Origin of the sequence: Arthrobacter rhizophilus (genome assembly GCF_026241105.1) — a bacterium.
Taxonomy (GTDB): Bacteria; Actinomycetota; Actinomycetes; order Actinomycetales; family Micrococcaceae; genus Arthrobacter.
Map to the genome: position 1 here is coordinate 187,429 of NZ_JAPFFT010000003.1, position 12,939 is coordinate 200,367.

Annotated in this window: 13 protein-coding genes; 4 read left to right on the forward strand and 9 right to left on the reverse strand. The window is 64.7% G+C overall.

Going from position 1 to position 12,939, the window contains the following annotated elements; translation table 11 throughout:
• Nucleotides 1-269: 269 nt before the first annotated feature.
• The 6 genes from OOZ51_RS04995 to ssd all read right to left on the reverse strand — a co-directional run bounded on the left by OOZ51_RS04995 (nt 270) and on the right by ssd (nt 5,920).
• Nucleotides 270-1,706 (reverse strand): recombinase family protein, encoded by a 1,437-nt coding sequence (locus tag OOZ51_RS04995; RefSeq protein ID WP_265978028.1) that lies wholly within the window; start codon nt 1,704-1,706, stop codon nt 270-272.
• An 18-nt stretch (nt 1,707-1,724) separates the two neighbouring features.
• On the reverse strand, nt 1,725-1,973 hold the full coding sequence (locus OOZ51_RS05000; protein WP_265978029.1) for a hypothetical protein: 249 nt from the start codon (nt 1,971-1,973) through the stop codon (nt 1,725-1,727).
• A 197-nt stretch (nt 1,974-2,170) separates the two neighbouring features.
• A complete protein-coding gene (locus OOZ51_RS05005; RefSeq protein ID WP_265978030.1) occupies nt 2,171-2,818 on the reverse strand; it encodes a type II secretion system F family protein in 648 nt (215 codons plus the stop codon).
• On the reverse strand, nt 2,818-3,609 hold the full coding sequence (locus OOZ51_RS05010) for a type II secretion system F family protein (RefSeq protein WP_265978031.1): 792 nt from the start codon (nt 3,607-3,609) through the stop codon (nt 2,818-2,820). The genes OOZ51_RS05005 and OOZ51_RS05010 overlap by 1 nt, the downstream gene beginning before the upstream one ends.
• Entirely contained in the window at nt 3,606-4,904 is a 1,299-nt protein-coding gene (locus OOZ51_RS05015) for a TadA family conjugal transfer-associated ATPase (protein ID WP_265978032.1), read from the reverse strand. The genes OOZ51_RS05010 and OOZ51_RS05015 overlap by 4 nt, the downstream gene beginning before the upstream one ends.
• Nucleotides 4,901-5,920 carry a septum site-determining protein Ssd gene (ssd, locus tag OOZ51_RS05020; protein ID WP_265978034.1) on the reverse strand — a complete coding sequence of 340 codons (1,020 nt, stop codon included), beginning with the start codon at nt 5,918-5,920 and terminating at the stop codon, nt 4,901-4,903. The genes OOZ51_RS05015 and ssd overlap by 4 nt, the downstream gene beginning before the upstream one ends.
• 411 nt (nt 5,921-6,331) lie before the next feature.
• On the opposite strand from ssd, the gene OOZ51_RS05025 reads away from it, so the two are divergent.
• From OOZ51_RS05025 to OOZ51_RS05035, 3 genes are all read left to right on the forward strand, one after another.
• The gene (locus tag OOZ51_RS05025; protein ID WP_265978046.1) at nt 6,332-8,026 is read left to right on the forward strand and encodes a bifunctional 3'-5' exonuclease/DNA polymerase; all 1,695 of its coding nucleotides are present in this window, start codon (nt 6,332-6,334) and stop codon (nt 8,024-8,026) included.
• A 44-nt stretch (nt 8,027-8,070) separates the two neighbouring features.
• Nucleotides 8,071-8,934 carry a CHAD domain-containing protein gene (locus OOZ51_RS05030; RefSeq protein WP_265978035.1) on the forward strand — a complete coding sequence of 288 codons (864 nt, stop codon included), beginning with the start codon at nt 8,071-8,073 and terminating at the stop codon, nt 8,932-8,934.
• A gap of 208 nt (nt 8,935-9,142) precedes the next feature.
• Nucleotides 9,143-9,343, forward strand: a complete 201-nt coding sequence (locus OOZ51_RS05035; RefSeq protein ID WP_265978036.1) for a YegP family protein — start codon at nt 9,143-9,145, stop codon at nt 9,341-9,343.
• A gap of 52 nt (nt 9,344-9,395) precedes the next feature.
• Here the strand turns inward: OOZ51_RS05035 and OOZ51_RS05040 are convergent, their stop codons facing one another.
• From OOZ51_RS05040 to OOZ51_RS05050, 3 genes are read right to left on the reverse strand one after another with little or no spacing between them, the layout of a single operon-like run.
• Nucleotides 9,396-10,076: an NUDIX hydrolase gene (locus OOZ51_RS05040; protein ID WP_265978037.1), complete on the reverse strand. Its 681-nt coding sequence runs from the start codon at nt 10,074-10,076 to the stop codon at nt 9,396-9,398.
• A complete protein-coding gene (gene nth / locus OOZ51_RS05045) occupies nt 10,073-10,873 on the reverse strand; it encodes an endonuclease III (protein ID WP_265978039.1) in 801 nt (266 codons plus the stop codon). The genes OOZ51_RS05040 and nth overlap by 4 nt, the downstream gene beginning before the upstream one ends.
• A 2-nt stretch (nt 10,874-10,875) precedes the next feature.
• Entirely contained in the window at nt 10,876-12,084 is a 1,209-nt protein-coding gene (locus OOZ51_RS05050; protein WP_265978040.1) for a hypothetical protein, read from the reverse strand.
• Nucleotides 12,085-12,507: 423 nt separating this feature from the next.
• Here OOZ51_RS05050 and OOZ51_RS05055 point away from each other — a divergent pair.
• On the forward strand, nt 12,508-12,939 hold a 432-nt coding region (locus OOZ51_RS05055; RefSeq protein ID WP_323054677.1), incomplete at its 3' end, for an acetyl-coenzyme A synthetase N-terminal domain-containing protein.

Sequence of the window (12,939 nt, forward strand, 5' to 3'; positions counted from 1 at the left end):
TTGGTAGCTGAGCTGCGCGATCAAGAGAAAGCAGCCACGGCAGCGGGCCGCGAGAATCGCCGTGGGCCGTAGTGGCCCTCTAGCGTGCCTAAAAGCTGCCTTGCCTGTGTCTGCCTCGTAGCGTTCGTCGGCCCGGGCCAAGGTGGCATCTCCGGCATCCCATCCCTTGACTTCCATCTCTTGGGCGCGGTTCGCGTAATATGCGGCCATGCCCTCGGGAGAACTGCGCTCTGCCTTCCGGCGATTCTTGTCACTCTCGCGGCGTGTCACTACCTGCCCACCTTCCAATCGAAATCCACTAGATCAGGGTTGAAACCGGCGCCCGGCTTCGCCCCTGCCAATATACGAACGTCTGCAACGGCGCGGATGATTGAGCGCTGTGCGCCGATCTGCGCTCTTAGAAAGCCTCCCGCCGGATCGTCGGACATGAGAACGGCGATTAGCTCGCTGTTGCCGCCTGCTGAGACGGCAGAGCGCTCAATCTCGGCAAGCTCTGCCCGGATCTGCGCGGTGCCTTCCACCAGTTGCGACTCTTCAATGACACCAGCGGCAAACATGCGGGCGAGTTCCTGCTTGCGGTGCAGTAGCTGGGACGTGTCCGCGGGGCTCGTCCGTGCGCTCGCAGATAGAGCCGTTGCCTCGGCCAGCAGTGCCGGCCCGATGTCTTCCTGGTTCAGATAGGTCGCGATCATCCACTGCACGTATTTGTCCAGCTTGCCCATCTCCCGGATGACGTGTCCGCGGACAAATCGTCCGCCCTCCTGGTGGATCTTGCACCGGTACATCCTCCGATAGCTGGGCTTCTCCGCCGTCGCTTGTGCGCCGTAGCCCGTCAGGTACCGCCCGCAGTGGCACAGCACCAGCCCGGATAGCAGGTATTTGAACTTGGCAGCCGACTGCCGCGGGATGCTCTTATCGTTCAGCTTCGCCTCCACCGCCCGAAACTGCTGAATAGTCACGATGGGCGGCCAGCCGTCCGACACCACTTCGCCGTGGAAGGTCACGAGTCCTGCATTCCGCGAGCGCAGCAGCACCCGCCGCACCTGCGTTGTGTTCATCCTCGTGCCACTGAGACTAACCGCCCCGCCGTCAGCCCATTGCCGCGTAACCTCAATCAGCGAATGCCCCTCGAGGATGGCTTTGGATCCTGCAAGAATGAACCGCGCCGCTACTGGCTCAAGGGCGATTGCCTCGCCGTCGCGCTGCCAGCCCCACGGGATCCGCCCGCCCAAGAACTTGCCTGCCTTAGCGGCCTGTTGCTTCTGGCGCTGGATACGCTCGGCTTTCTGCTCTGACTCCTGCTGTGCAATCGAGCCGAGGATCTTTGCCACTGCCCGGCCGCTTGCTGTGCTGAGGTCAAGGTGCCCGGCGTGTACCGTGTGCGTCTCGACGTTGTGCGTCTGGCAGAGGCTGATGTACCGCTCAAGCTCAAGGGTCTTCCGGTGGAGACGGTCGCTATGCCAAGCAACGACGGTCTGAATCTTTCCGGCCTCGATGTCTGAGAGCATGCGCTCATAGTCCGGCCTGCGCTTGGCGCCTGATGCGCTGATGTCGTTGTCCGAGTAGAGCCCTGCCACCTCGTAGCCCTTGGCCTCCGCGAACTTCTCGCAGTCCTGAAGCTGACGCTCGACACCAAGGCCGCTGCCTTCAATGTCTCGACTGATGCGCGTGTAGATGGCCGCTCTTCGCGGTCTGGGTAGTGTCACGGTCTAAGTGTAGCCCTGCTAACTTGAAGCGATGGTGGCATACTCGGCTGTGGCCATCCCAAGCTCGGATCCAATAAGCCGCCTCATGGACGGTCTGATTGCAGGAAGCTCCGCGTCGGACTGCGTGGGGCTTGTTTCGCTGGAGGAGCGCGGGTGGATGGGTGGCCGGACGGGCTGATTTCGCTGTGAGCCCGGGAACAGCCCCAGAACCTCGGCCTCCGGCTGGGAAGGGGTGGCTTGGATCAAGGTATCCGCGGTTGCGTTCATTTCAATTCCTTTCGCTGGGACCGGCTTGCTGCCGGCCATACTTCGACTCTCCCGTTGGGATCTGGTCTTCAAAAGAACCCAAGTTTCCTATGTGGAAAAACGCGCTTCTGGCACCTCATGGGGAGGAAGACTCGAGAGGCTGCGCCACGCGCCGCACCAGGCTCAAGCGCCGCCGCCGCCTCAGGCCGCGCGCCCGACTATCCCGCTGACGGAAGCATGGCCAACAGAACCGGGACGATTCCGAGACAGATAAAGGCGGGCAAGGAACACAAGCCCAGCGGGATGACGAGTTTCACCCCGAGGGCCGCTGCGCGCTTTTCCGCAGCCCTGAACTGTTCACGCCGCAGGCGGGCTGCCTGGGCATAAAGAATGGCCGAGGATGGCGCGCCTGTCAGGGCGGCGAAGGCGAGGGCGTCCTTGAGCCTGCGTGCTTCAGCGCACTGCTGGCCCGAACTTCGCCACGCGGTCTCCCAGTCCGTTCCGATGTCCAGAGCGGCAACCACGGATCCCAGGGAGCGGCTGAGCTGCGGGCTCGCACATCCAGCGATCAATTCGAGCGTCCGTCCAAGTCCCGCCCCTGAATCGAGCATGGCGGCCACCAGCTCAAGAATCATTGGCACGTTGCGCAGTCCTTCGTGCCCATCTGATCGCCGCCTCTGGGAATTCCGGGCCACGCCGGAGGACTGGCCCCCATGAAGGTGCTTCGGCGGCTCAATGCCCCCAGGCGAGCCGCGAAGCATCCGCAGGACTGTACGCTGCCGGGATCTTCCCGGATTCGCGAGCCCGAGGACTACTGCAGAAATCAAGACCACGGACACCGCGATGGCAGGGAAAGTCGAATCCATCAGTCGATGCCCGCCGCCACCAGCACCAATCGCGATGACCAGATCCTGCCCGCTATCGTCAAGACGATCCCCGCCGCGAACGCCGCCAATCCGATGCCATTGGCCGTCAGGATCCCCAAGGGATCCACCCCCAGCACCATGCCCAGTCCAAGCCCGAACACGGGCAACCAAGTCAGGAGACGGACGGTGGCCTTCGGACCGGCCAGTGCAGTCTGCCGGGCATCACCGGCGTCGTCTTCCGCTTCAAGCTGGGAGGCAAACCGCGTCAACACATCCGCCAACGGACAACCACTTGCCTCGGCAACGTCCAAGCACGCGGCAAGTTCTCCCCAGATTCGCCGTTCTATGGGAAGCCCGGCCGTCAGATCCTTCGCCGCCGACGTTCTGATGGCTTCGGCGACGGACGCCCCGATCGTGGAGGCCGACCGCGCTGCCGCCAGAACGCGAAGGGAGCCGGACGACAGCCCGGGTGATCCCGAAGCCTTCCCGCGTGCCTTTGGTACCCCGGCGTCGGCCGAACCATCGCCCTGGTCCCTGCAGCCATGAACCGTCCACAGTTCCTCCCAAAGCCTTGACGGCGACCGGCCGCCTCGGAGGAGCGCAGCCAACTGCTGCACGAGCACGGTGAGCGGCAACGCGTCCACGCGGGTGCGTCTCCACGGCCTGCGCACTACAGCCGGGACCGAGGGAGTAGGTGCCAGAGCGCGCACCACCCGTTTGCCACGTCGCCGGGACGGCTGGAACGTGACCCACGCAGCGCCTGCAAGGACGAATATGAGGATCCCGGTCACGTGACAGCTCCAAGACGATGATCCGAACGTGCAATCGGTCCATCCGGCCTGAGCAATTCGGACGAAGCCTGCCGCGGCAACTCGAGTGAAGCAGGCAGGAGCCCCGGGTCCAGTTCAAGGCGGGCTGCAAGCTCCGTCCAGGCGGGACCGGCAACAGCGGCGCCTTCGCGCAGCTCTACGGCAGGCACCACGGATTGGCCTGTTCCGACGTTCGCCAATAGCCCGATGCACGAAACCATCCTTCCGGCAGGGGTCCGCTCAACGTGGACCACGGCATCCAATGCTGTTGAAAGTTGCAAGCCGACGGCATCCCTGCTCAGTCCTGCAAGGGCGCCCAAGGCGACGAGCCTGGCGGGAACGGCGGCGGCTGCGTTTGCGTGGATCGTGCCGCCGCCACCCGTATGGCCGGTGTTGAGTGCCGTCAGCAGTTCGCGGACTTCGGCTCCCCGGCATTCGCCCACGATGAGCCGGTCCGGCCGCATCCGCAACGCCTGCCGGACGAGCTCGCCGAGGTCCAAGACGCCGCCGCCTTCAAGATTTCCATGCCTGGACTCAAGGGACACGACGTGCGGGTGCACCGGGTTTAGTTCTGAGGCGTCTTCAATCAGCACAAGCCGCTCATGGGGACTACTCAGCCCGAGCATCGTGGACAGCAATGTGGTCTTTCCGGACCCGGTGGCACCGCTGATCAGGAAGCTCAGCCGGCGATCAATCATGGCTTCCAACACCTGCCGGATGGATGGCCCGAACATTCCGCCCTCGCAAAGCTCATCCATGGAGAACACTTCCTCGCGCCGGATCCGCACGGACAACAAGGTACCGGCCGTGGAAATCGGCGGAAGCACCGCGTGCACCCGGTAGCCGCCGTCGAGCCGGACATCGACGCAGGGTGATCCGTCATCCAAGCGGCGTCCGCCGGCTGCCACAAGCCGGGAGGCAAGGGCACGGATTTGAGGTTCGCCGTCAAAATGCAGTTGGGCTCTTTCCAGTCCTTTGCCGCGGTCGAACCAGACGGAGTCCGGGCCATTCACGAAGATGTCCGTCACGGAGGCATCCCGTGCAAGTTGTTGGAGAGGCCCCAGCCCACTCAGTTCAGCGCTGATCGATTCGACGGCGGCGAGCGCACCGGCGGTTCCGAGTAGACGGCCCGTGGCATGGACGGCTGCGGCCACCCGCGATGGCGTGACGGGGCCGGCGTCGGACATAACCGTTTCCCGAACGGTTTTAAGGAGCGCGGCGTCCAAACGCTGCGGCAGACGCCGGCGCCCGCCGGTTGGGAATCCAGGCGTACTCATGCTGCTCCCCCGTCGAGCAGTTGAAGGACGGATACCGCAAAGCGACGCACGGCCTTGCGCTTACCGAACTCCAAGAGGCGTCCATGCTCCGCGGCCCCGGTGGTTCCCCGAAGCTCGGGCAGGACGCCGTGGAGGGGAAGGCCAAGCGACTCGGCAATGAGAGGTCCATCCACGGCAGAACCGGTGTTACCGCGGATCACGAGCGCCGTTTCCACGGGCGGCAGCTCCTGGAGAAGCCGGGCACCGGCGACGGCTGCCCGGAGCTGTGCCGGGGCTACCAGTAGGATCTTGTCGCAGTCCCAGCCGAAGCTGCCAAGCGATTCCGTTCCTCGGCCAATATCGACAATGACCAGTTCAAAACCCCGTCTGCCCGCATCCAGAACAGCTGCGACTGCACCCGACCCGACCTCCGAGGTGCGGTCGCGGCTGCCTGGCCAGGACAGGAAAGAGAATCCGCCTGCTACCGGCAGTGAGTCGCTCAGCTGCCCGGGGTCGATGCTGCCACTGGCGCCGGCAAGATCGGGCCAGCGCAGCCCCGGCGCGTCTTCCGCAGCAAGGCAAAGCTCAAGACCGCCTCCCCGGGGGTCACCATCAACCAACAATGTCCGCACCCCATGGATGGCCGCTTCCTGGGCCAGCCAGACTGCGGCCGTGGAGGCGCCTGCACCGCCGCATCCTCCTGTCACTCCGAGCACCAGGCCTCCGGGGTCAGGGGCATGGGAGCGGCTGAGGTGCTCCGCCAGCCATGCGGCGGCTTCCGGCAACACGGCGACGCGTTCGGCCCCCAAGGCGGCCCCCAACTGCCACAAAGAGTCCCCCTCGCCGTTGAGTCCAAGCAAGACAGAAGGCGCACGACGGCGGGGCGGCAGTTCGCGGATATCGCTACCCAGCAGCACCATCCGGGCGGAGTCCCACACCGACAAGGCCTCGGACGAATCAACCGCGGTCCGAAGGCTGGCACCTACGGCCGCTGCAATCCTTTCCATCTCAGCCTGAAGCCGGGTATTGCCAGTCACCAACAGGACTTCGGCGGAATCGACGGGAAGCCATGACTCCCCCGGCACCGAGCCAGGATCAGGCCCGGGCCCCGTGCGGGATGTCCTTGACCGGTGGCCGCGACGTTGAAGCATCTCGGCGCGAGGTACACCGCCGCCCCTGCCAGCGGCTCTGCCACCGCTGTCGTCGCTCTGTTGGAGATGTTGCCCGCTCATGAAGCCACTGTCCCCCGGTTACCCGGGAGCATTGAAGAACCGTATTGGCCTATGTGGACAAGCAACCACAAAAGGCCCTGTGGAGGACGAGTCCGCCCGAACAAAGCGCTACGAAGAAAAGCCTTGCGCACCGAAGCAATGCGCTCAGAAGGATTGCGGACGGCAGTTGTCCGCAACGTGCAAGGTTCCACCGAACCGCAGGGCAGAATTGAGATCATGTACCTGCTGCTCGCCGCCCATCCAGACGGCGCAGCTATTCAGGAATGCAATGCGGCTGGAGCAGCCCTGGCAGAGCCGCGCGTCGTAAGAAAAGCCGATCTTCCCGGCGTCGTACGCGGGCTGGAGAAGCGGAGGCCTCGCTGGATCTGGAACCGGACGCAGGATTGGTACCCGGCGATGCTTCAGGCCGGAGTGGAGCTGGAACGGTGCCATGACCTCACGCTCTGCCGCGCCATCCTGGTCCACTCGGAATTCACGGCACACACCGACTACGCCCGCAATGCGGAAAAGCTCACGCAGGACGATGAAATGCCGGTTCCTCCGCGCGTCCTGCAGCCCCCTCCGGCCCCCGCCGAGCAAGACGCGCTTTTTGACGATCTTGTCCCTCGCAACACGCAGCCCGGCCTCGACCACATCCGCGCCGAGTTCGCGGCCCAGCAGGACGCGCTTGGCCAGGCTTCCACGGAAGAAGGCCGCCAGCACCGCCTGAAACTCCTGCTGGCCGCGGAATCCGCCGGCGCCATGATCGCCGCGGAAATGCAGTTCGCCGGGGTGCCCTGGCAGGAGACACTGCACGAAGAAATCCTGGAAGGCCACCTGGGTCCCCGCCCTGTGGTCGGCCACCGGCCAGCCCGGCTCGAGGCACTGTGCAACGAGCTCCGCGGGATCCTCAACACTCCCAGGCTGAACCCGGACTCACCACAGGACCTCATGCGTGCCCTCCACCGGAACGGCATCGAGGTGAAGACGACCCGCCAATGGGAACTCAAGGAATCAAAGCACCCGGCCATCGAGCCCCTTCTGGAATACAAAAAGCTCTCCCGCTTGTTCACGGCCAATGGCTGGTCCTGGCTGGACGCGTGGGTGAGCGAAGGCCGGTTCCGTCCCGAGTATGTGGTGGGTGGCGTGGTTTCCGGCCGCTGGGCTTCCAGGGGAGGCGGCGCTTTGCAGATCCCCCGCCAGATCCGGGGCGCGGTGCATGCCGACCCTGGCTACAAGTTGGTCGTCGCCGACGCCTCCCAGCTTGAGCCGCGTGTCCTGGTGGCCCTGGCTCAGGATTCGAAGATGGCCGAGGCTGCCCGGGACAAGGATCTGTACGCCGGCATCGCCGCTCAAGGCTTCGGTGGCGACCGCGCGAAGGCCAAAATCGCGTTGCTGGGTGCAATTTACGGCGCCACCACGGGCGAATCAGGGCGGCTCATGCCTCAGTTGACCCGGACCTATCCGCGAGCAGTCGGTTACGTCGAGCAGGCAGCCCGCGACGGCGAAGCCGGCCGAACCGTGACCTCCAGGTTAGGCCGCAGCAGCCCGCCGCCGTCGGACCGCTGGATCCGCAGCCAGCAATCCACGACGGCGGAAGAACAGCGGCGGGCGGACAGCATCGCCCGGTCACGGGGACGTTTCACGCGGAACTTTGTGGTGCAAGGTTCCGCCGCGGACTGGGCGTCGTGCTGGCTGGCTGAACTTCGACGGCGGCTGCGCACCGAACGAGCCAATGGCCTGCCTGCCGGGGAACTCGTGTTCTTCCTGCACGACGAAGTCATGGTTCACGCACCTATCGAGTCCGTGGATGCCTGCATCAGCGCCATCGAGGAGGCCGCGGCAGCTGCGAAGGAGCTGCTGTTCGGGCGGGTTCCGGTGGAATTTCCGGTGAGTATCGCCGTCGTCGATTCGTACGACAAGGCGAAGTAGGCACCCCTATTGCCCCCGGCTCAACAGCGGAGGACGATTGCCCCGTGGGAAGCAAAGGCCGGACGCTATTGGCCGCATACATCGCCTTCCAGCTGACAGAGCTGGAGGGCCAATTGCCGTTGATCGGAGCGGCTGATCCGGAAGCCGTACACAATGCCAGGCTCGCGCTTCGCCGGATCCGTTCCGTGCTCAGCTGCTATCGCGGCCTGGTCCCAAAGCTCCCTCGGCCGGCGCGCGAGGAAGTCAGATGGCTGGCAACCTCGCTCGGCGAGTCCCGGGATGCCTACGTCCTGGCCCAGAGGATACGGCTCTCCCTTGACACGAAGGATTCATGGAACGCTCCCGAGTCCTTGCGCCTGGCCGTTGAGGAACTGGAATCGTCCAGCGCCCGGCTGGCGTCCGCCCTCGGCAGGCGCAAGCGCAGCAGGCGGGCAGTGCGGGCTGCCAGGGCGGCGCTAGTGGACGCCCCCGATGCCAGGGAATACAAGTCCCCGACGGCGGACCTTGCGGAGCGCCTCCAAGTGCAGTGGGAGCGGCTGCAGCACAGCCTCGCGGAGGAAGCGGGCAGCGATGACGCGGACGTGCGCAACGCCGCGCTCCACCAAGCCCGCAAAGACGTCAAGTGCCTCCGGTACTCGGTGGAGGCGGTTGCGGACGCCTTCAGCCACCATGCAGCCGGAGTGATCCAACCGGCGATCGGTCTGCAGCGGTTGTTGGGCGAGCAGCACGACGCCGTCGTGGCCGGAGACTGGATCAGGGAACTGGCGAACACCCCCGGCGTAGACGCGGGCGATACCCAAAGGTTGGAGGCAATGGAAGTCCGGCGGCGACTCAACGCAGAGGAAGAATTCCGGATGGCCATCGCGGAATATCCGGTGCCGGCCCCGAGGCGAGCACTGACCTTTTGAAGTCCGGAACGATAGCCCCCAACGGGGCCGAAAGCGAGTCATAAGGCGGAAACGAACCTAGCATGACTCAGGCAAGTAATATACCCCAAAGTAACTTCAGCACTCCCTTCCTTCTGGATAGTCTCGCCTTATGGCGTTCGAAGTGAGGAGCGCCACGGTGCAAAGACGCACTCACTGTCCGAGCAGTAAACAAGGGGGAACAGCAACGATGGCTGGACGATTCGAAATTCTCAAGGACGGCGAAGACGGCTACCGATTCCGGCTGGTGACAGCCAACGGAACGCTGGTTGCGGAGTCTCCGCAGTTTAAGCACCTGAAGGCCGTGGCGGCCGGCATCACCGCCGTGCGGGAAAATGCCGCCACGGGCATCGTGGTGGATCACTCAAAAATAACCCCGCACGCAGCGTAGCGGGACCCGCGGCGCCGCCGGGCGCCCGGCCTGTCGGCGGCACGCCCGCGGGCTAGATCTCGATTTCGAGAACCCGTTCCGCGTCCCACGGAACCGTCCACCCCAAGGCATCGAAAAGGCCGCCGAGCACCATCCCGGTGAAACCCCAGACCACTAGTCCGTTGACTTTGAAGACGGGACTCGAGAAGGTCCGGCCGAATCGGGTGAGCGTCCCGGTGTAACGGTTGTCAGGGTCCAGGAGGTCCTGCACGGGAACTCGAAACACTTGCGCCGATTCGGCGTAGTCCACAACGCGAACGGGCGAGGGCGACGCCCACCATGCCAACACCGGGGTGACGACGAAATTGCTGCGGATCAGCCCGAGTTCCGGCATGACGCCCAGCACCTGCACGCCTCCGCTGTCCAGGCCGGTCTCCTCTACCGCTTCCCTAAGGGCTGCCGCTACGGCTGATTCATCCCCGGGATCGATGCTGCCGCCGGGGAACGCCACCTGGCCCGGATGATCGTCCAGGGTGTGCGCGCGTTCCAGGAGCAACACATCCAAGTCGGCGGGGGCCACAGGTTTCCCGGATTCAGCGGGGACATCGTCCAAGACGCCGAACAGCATGAGAATGGCGGCTTTTCTTGCCTTGTCGGGATCCACCGTTGCGGCAGCAATCCGCGGATCGGGGCCTGGGTGAAGGCCGGAATCAATCTGGGTGATGAGGCTGACCAAGTCTTCCAGCGCGGTCATCGTGGGCTCCTTTGCGATTCCATCCGAATCTCCGCAGCACGGTGGGTCTCGGCGAGCAGCCTTGCCAAAAGTGCTTCGTTGCCCGGCGCCAGTTCGTATTTGAGCAACTTGGCGGCTTTGGCTGGATCGGTTTCGCCTTCACCGTAGCTGGGACACCAATTGGCCACCGGACACGCTCCGCACGCCGGCCGGCGCGCATGGCAGACCCTGCGTCCGTGGAAAACCACCCGGTGGGACAGCATGGTCCAGTCCTTGGGCTCGAACAGTTCGGCGACGTCGAATTCGATCTTCACTGGGTCCTCGGACGTCGTCCACCCAAACCTGCGCGCCAGCCTGCCAAAATGCGTGTCCACCGTGATTCCGGGAACACCGAAAGCGTTGCCGAGCACGACGTTCGCCGTTTTGCGCCCGACGCCGGGGAGCGTCACCAAATCTTCCAGCCTGCCGGGAACCTCGCCGTCGAACTCGTCCACCAAACGCGTGCTGAGGGCCAGGACGTTCCGCGCTTTGGCGCGGAAGAAACCGGTGGGTTGCAGGATCGCCTCCAGCTCGGCGGGCTCGGCCTCAGCCATGCTCCTGGCATCCGGATAGCGGGAAAACAGGATCTTGGTGACCTGGTTGACCAGCACGTCGGTGGTCTGGGCGGACAGCACCGTGGCCACGACCAGTTCGAACGGGTTCCGGAAATCAAGCTCCGCATGGGCGTAGGGATAAAGCTCGGCGAGAGCCTTATTGATTTTGCGAGCACGCCGCTTCAACGCCAGAGGGGTTTCGACGGCGGTGTCCACGGCGGGCATGGCTAGCCGCGTTCGATGTGGCTGAGATCGCGCAGGATGCCCACTTTGCCATCGGTATCCTGCACCAGGAATTCCCGGCCTCGGTCTTCAAGGGCCAGGACCCACGTTCCCGGTTCGATAGTGAAGACGGGCATTCCTGTGCGCTCGTCGACGACGGCCCGGGGATGGGCCACGGCGAACCAGAAGGCCTCGTACCCGGAGCTGTGTCCTTCTTCGTCTGTTCGCGTCGCCGGATCAACGGTGGCTCCGATGATCTGATGCGCCCTGGTCTGCTCGAGATTGGGCTGCTCTGGGTTGGGCTGGTTCCCCACGCCTGCCGTGTGGACTGTCCCGATGTGCTGGGTGGCGGTTCCGGTGGGCCTGGCGGGCTCGGCGGGTACGACGGCGGCGTCCCCGGCAGCGGGGGCAGCGGCGGGTGCGGCGTCAGCGGACTCTGTTACCGCCGGACTGGACGGTACTGCGTCAGCTGGACCGAACGACGTCGGAGCGGCAGCTGCCGGAGCCCACGGCGCTGAAGCTTCGGAAGCTGGCGTTTCGGGCACCGACGTGACGACTGCCGGCGTGGAGGGCTCAGGAGTGGAGGGGGCGGAAGCTTCAGGCGAGGCTTCGGGCTTGGGCACCACCGGCTTCGGCGCGACGGGCTTGCGTGTTGGGATGGCTGCTTCCCGGGCCACAACGTGCGCGGGCTGTTCGGCCCGGTCCTTGAAGTCCTCGCGGAGCACCGGCAAGTGCGGAGCCAGGACCGTCGCAGCGAGAAGGCCCACCGAGCCGATCAGGCCCGCCAGGGCGTAAACAGTAAACGCCCCTGCCGTGGCGAGGAAGAACATGGTCACGGCAAACGACGCCACAACGGAAGCGAACTGGTCAATCGAAAGCGAACCGATTCTCACGACGTTCCCCGGCTGCAGGCGTCGCGCAACGAACAACGCCGTCACCACAAGGGGAAGGATGATGCCCAGGGCCAGGAAAAAGAGGTTGTCCAGGTTCCACAGGTTGTAGCGCCCACCAAACATCGGCAGGAGGGAACCTACAAACATCAGCAAAGTGGAGCCGAAAACAGTCACGTCCCGGATGGTGAAAGGTCCCAGTATCGCTTGGTACTTCGGGGAGGTCTTGCTACCCGGCTCTGGCGCCCCGGCTCCAGCTGCTGCTTCGGGGCCCGATCCGGGCGCGAGCGCACCGTATTTCGGGCCTTGGCTCGTCTGGTTCATGTGCAAATCTCCTTTGTACGGCGGTGCCCGATACGCTGCCGCCCAAGGCTGCACCCAGTATTTTCGGGCAAGGCAGGGGCGCCAAGTCTTCGCGTCTCGAGACCTCTTCAGCCTATGCCACCCTTCTGACAGTCCACTAGCTGGTACGTGCGTGGAGACTGGGAGGCGGGCCTGTAATCTCCGCTTTTGGAGCTACCCTAAGAGCCGCCGGAGCCGTTCGGCGCGAATCAGGCGCCGCTCACGGTCCAGATTGTGACCGCAGACACTTGTTGTCAGCTCAAAACGCTAAGGTGGGTTCCGGAAAAGCTCTTTGCGGAATCCCGTGAGGCGCCGCAGCCCAACGCCGTGCATGCTACGCGCGTCTGGGCAGGGCAGCCCACCACAGGACCCGCGTGGCAGAGATCGATGAATGATGAGGTTCACATGTCCCAGGACGCAAATGGATCGACGACCACCGCTGCACCCGGATCTGACGGGGCAGTCAACGGCGATGCCCTCGAAAACCTTCTCCATGAGAACCGGAAGTTCGCGCCCACCGCGGAATTCGCCGCCAACGCCGTGGTCGGCGCGGAAGTCTACGCGGAAGCGAATGCGGACCGTCCCGCGTTCTGGGCCAGGCAGGCCCGGGAACTCCTGGACTGGGAGACGGACTTCGACCAGGCCTTGGACTGGTCCGACCCGCCGTTCGCGAAGTGGTTCGTCGGCGGGCAGGTCAACGCGGCCTACAACGCCCTGGACCGGCACGTTGAAAACGGGCTCGGGGACCGGGTGGCGATCCATTTCGAGGGCGAACCCGGCGACACGCGCTCTTACACGTACGCGCAGCTGACCGAGGAGGTCAAAAGGTGCGCGAAC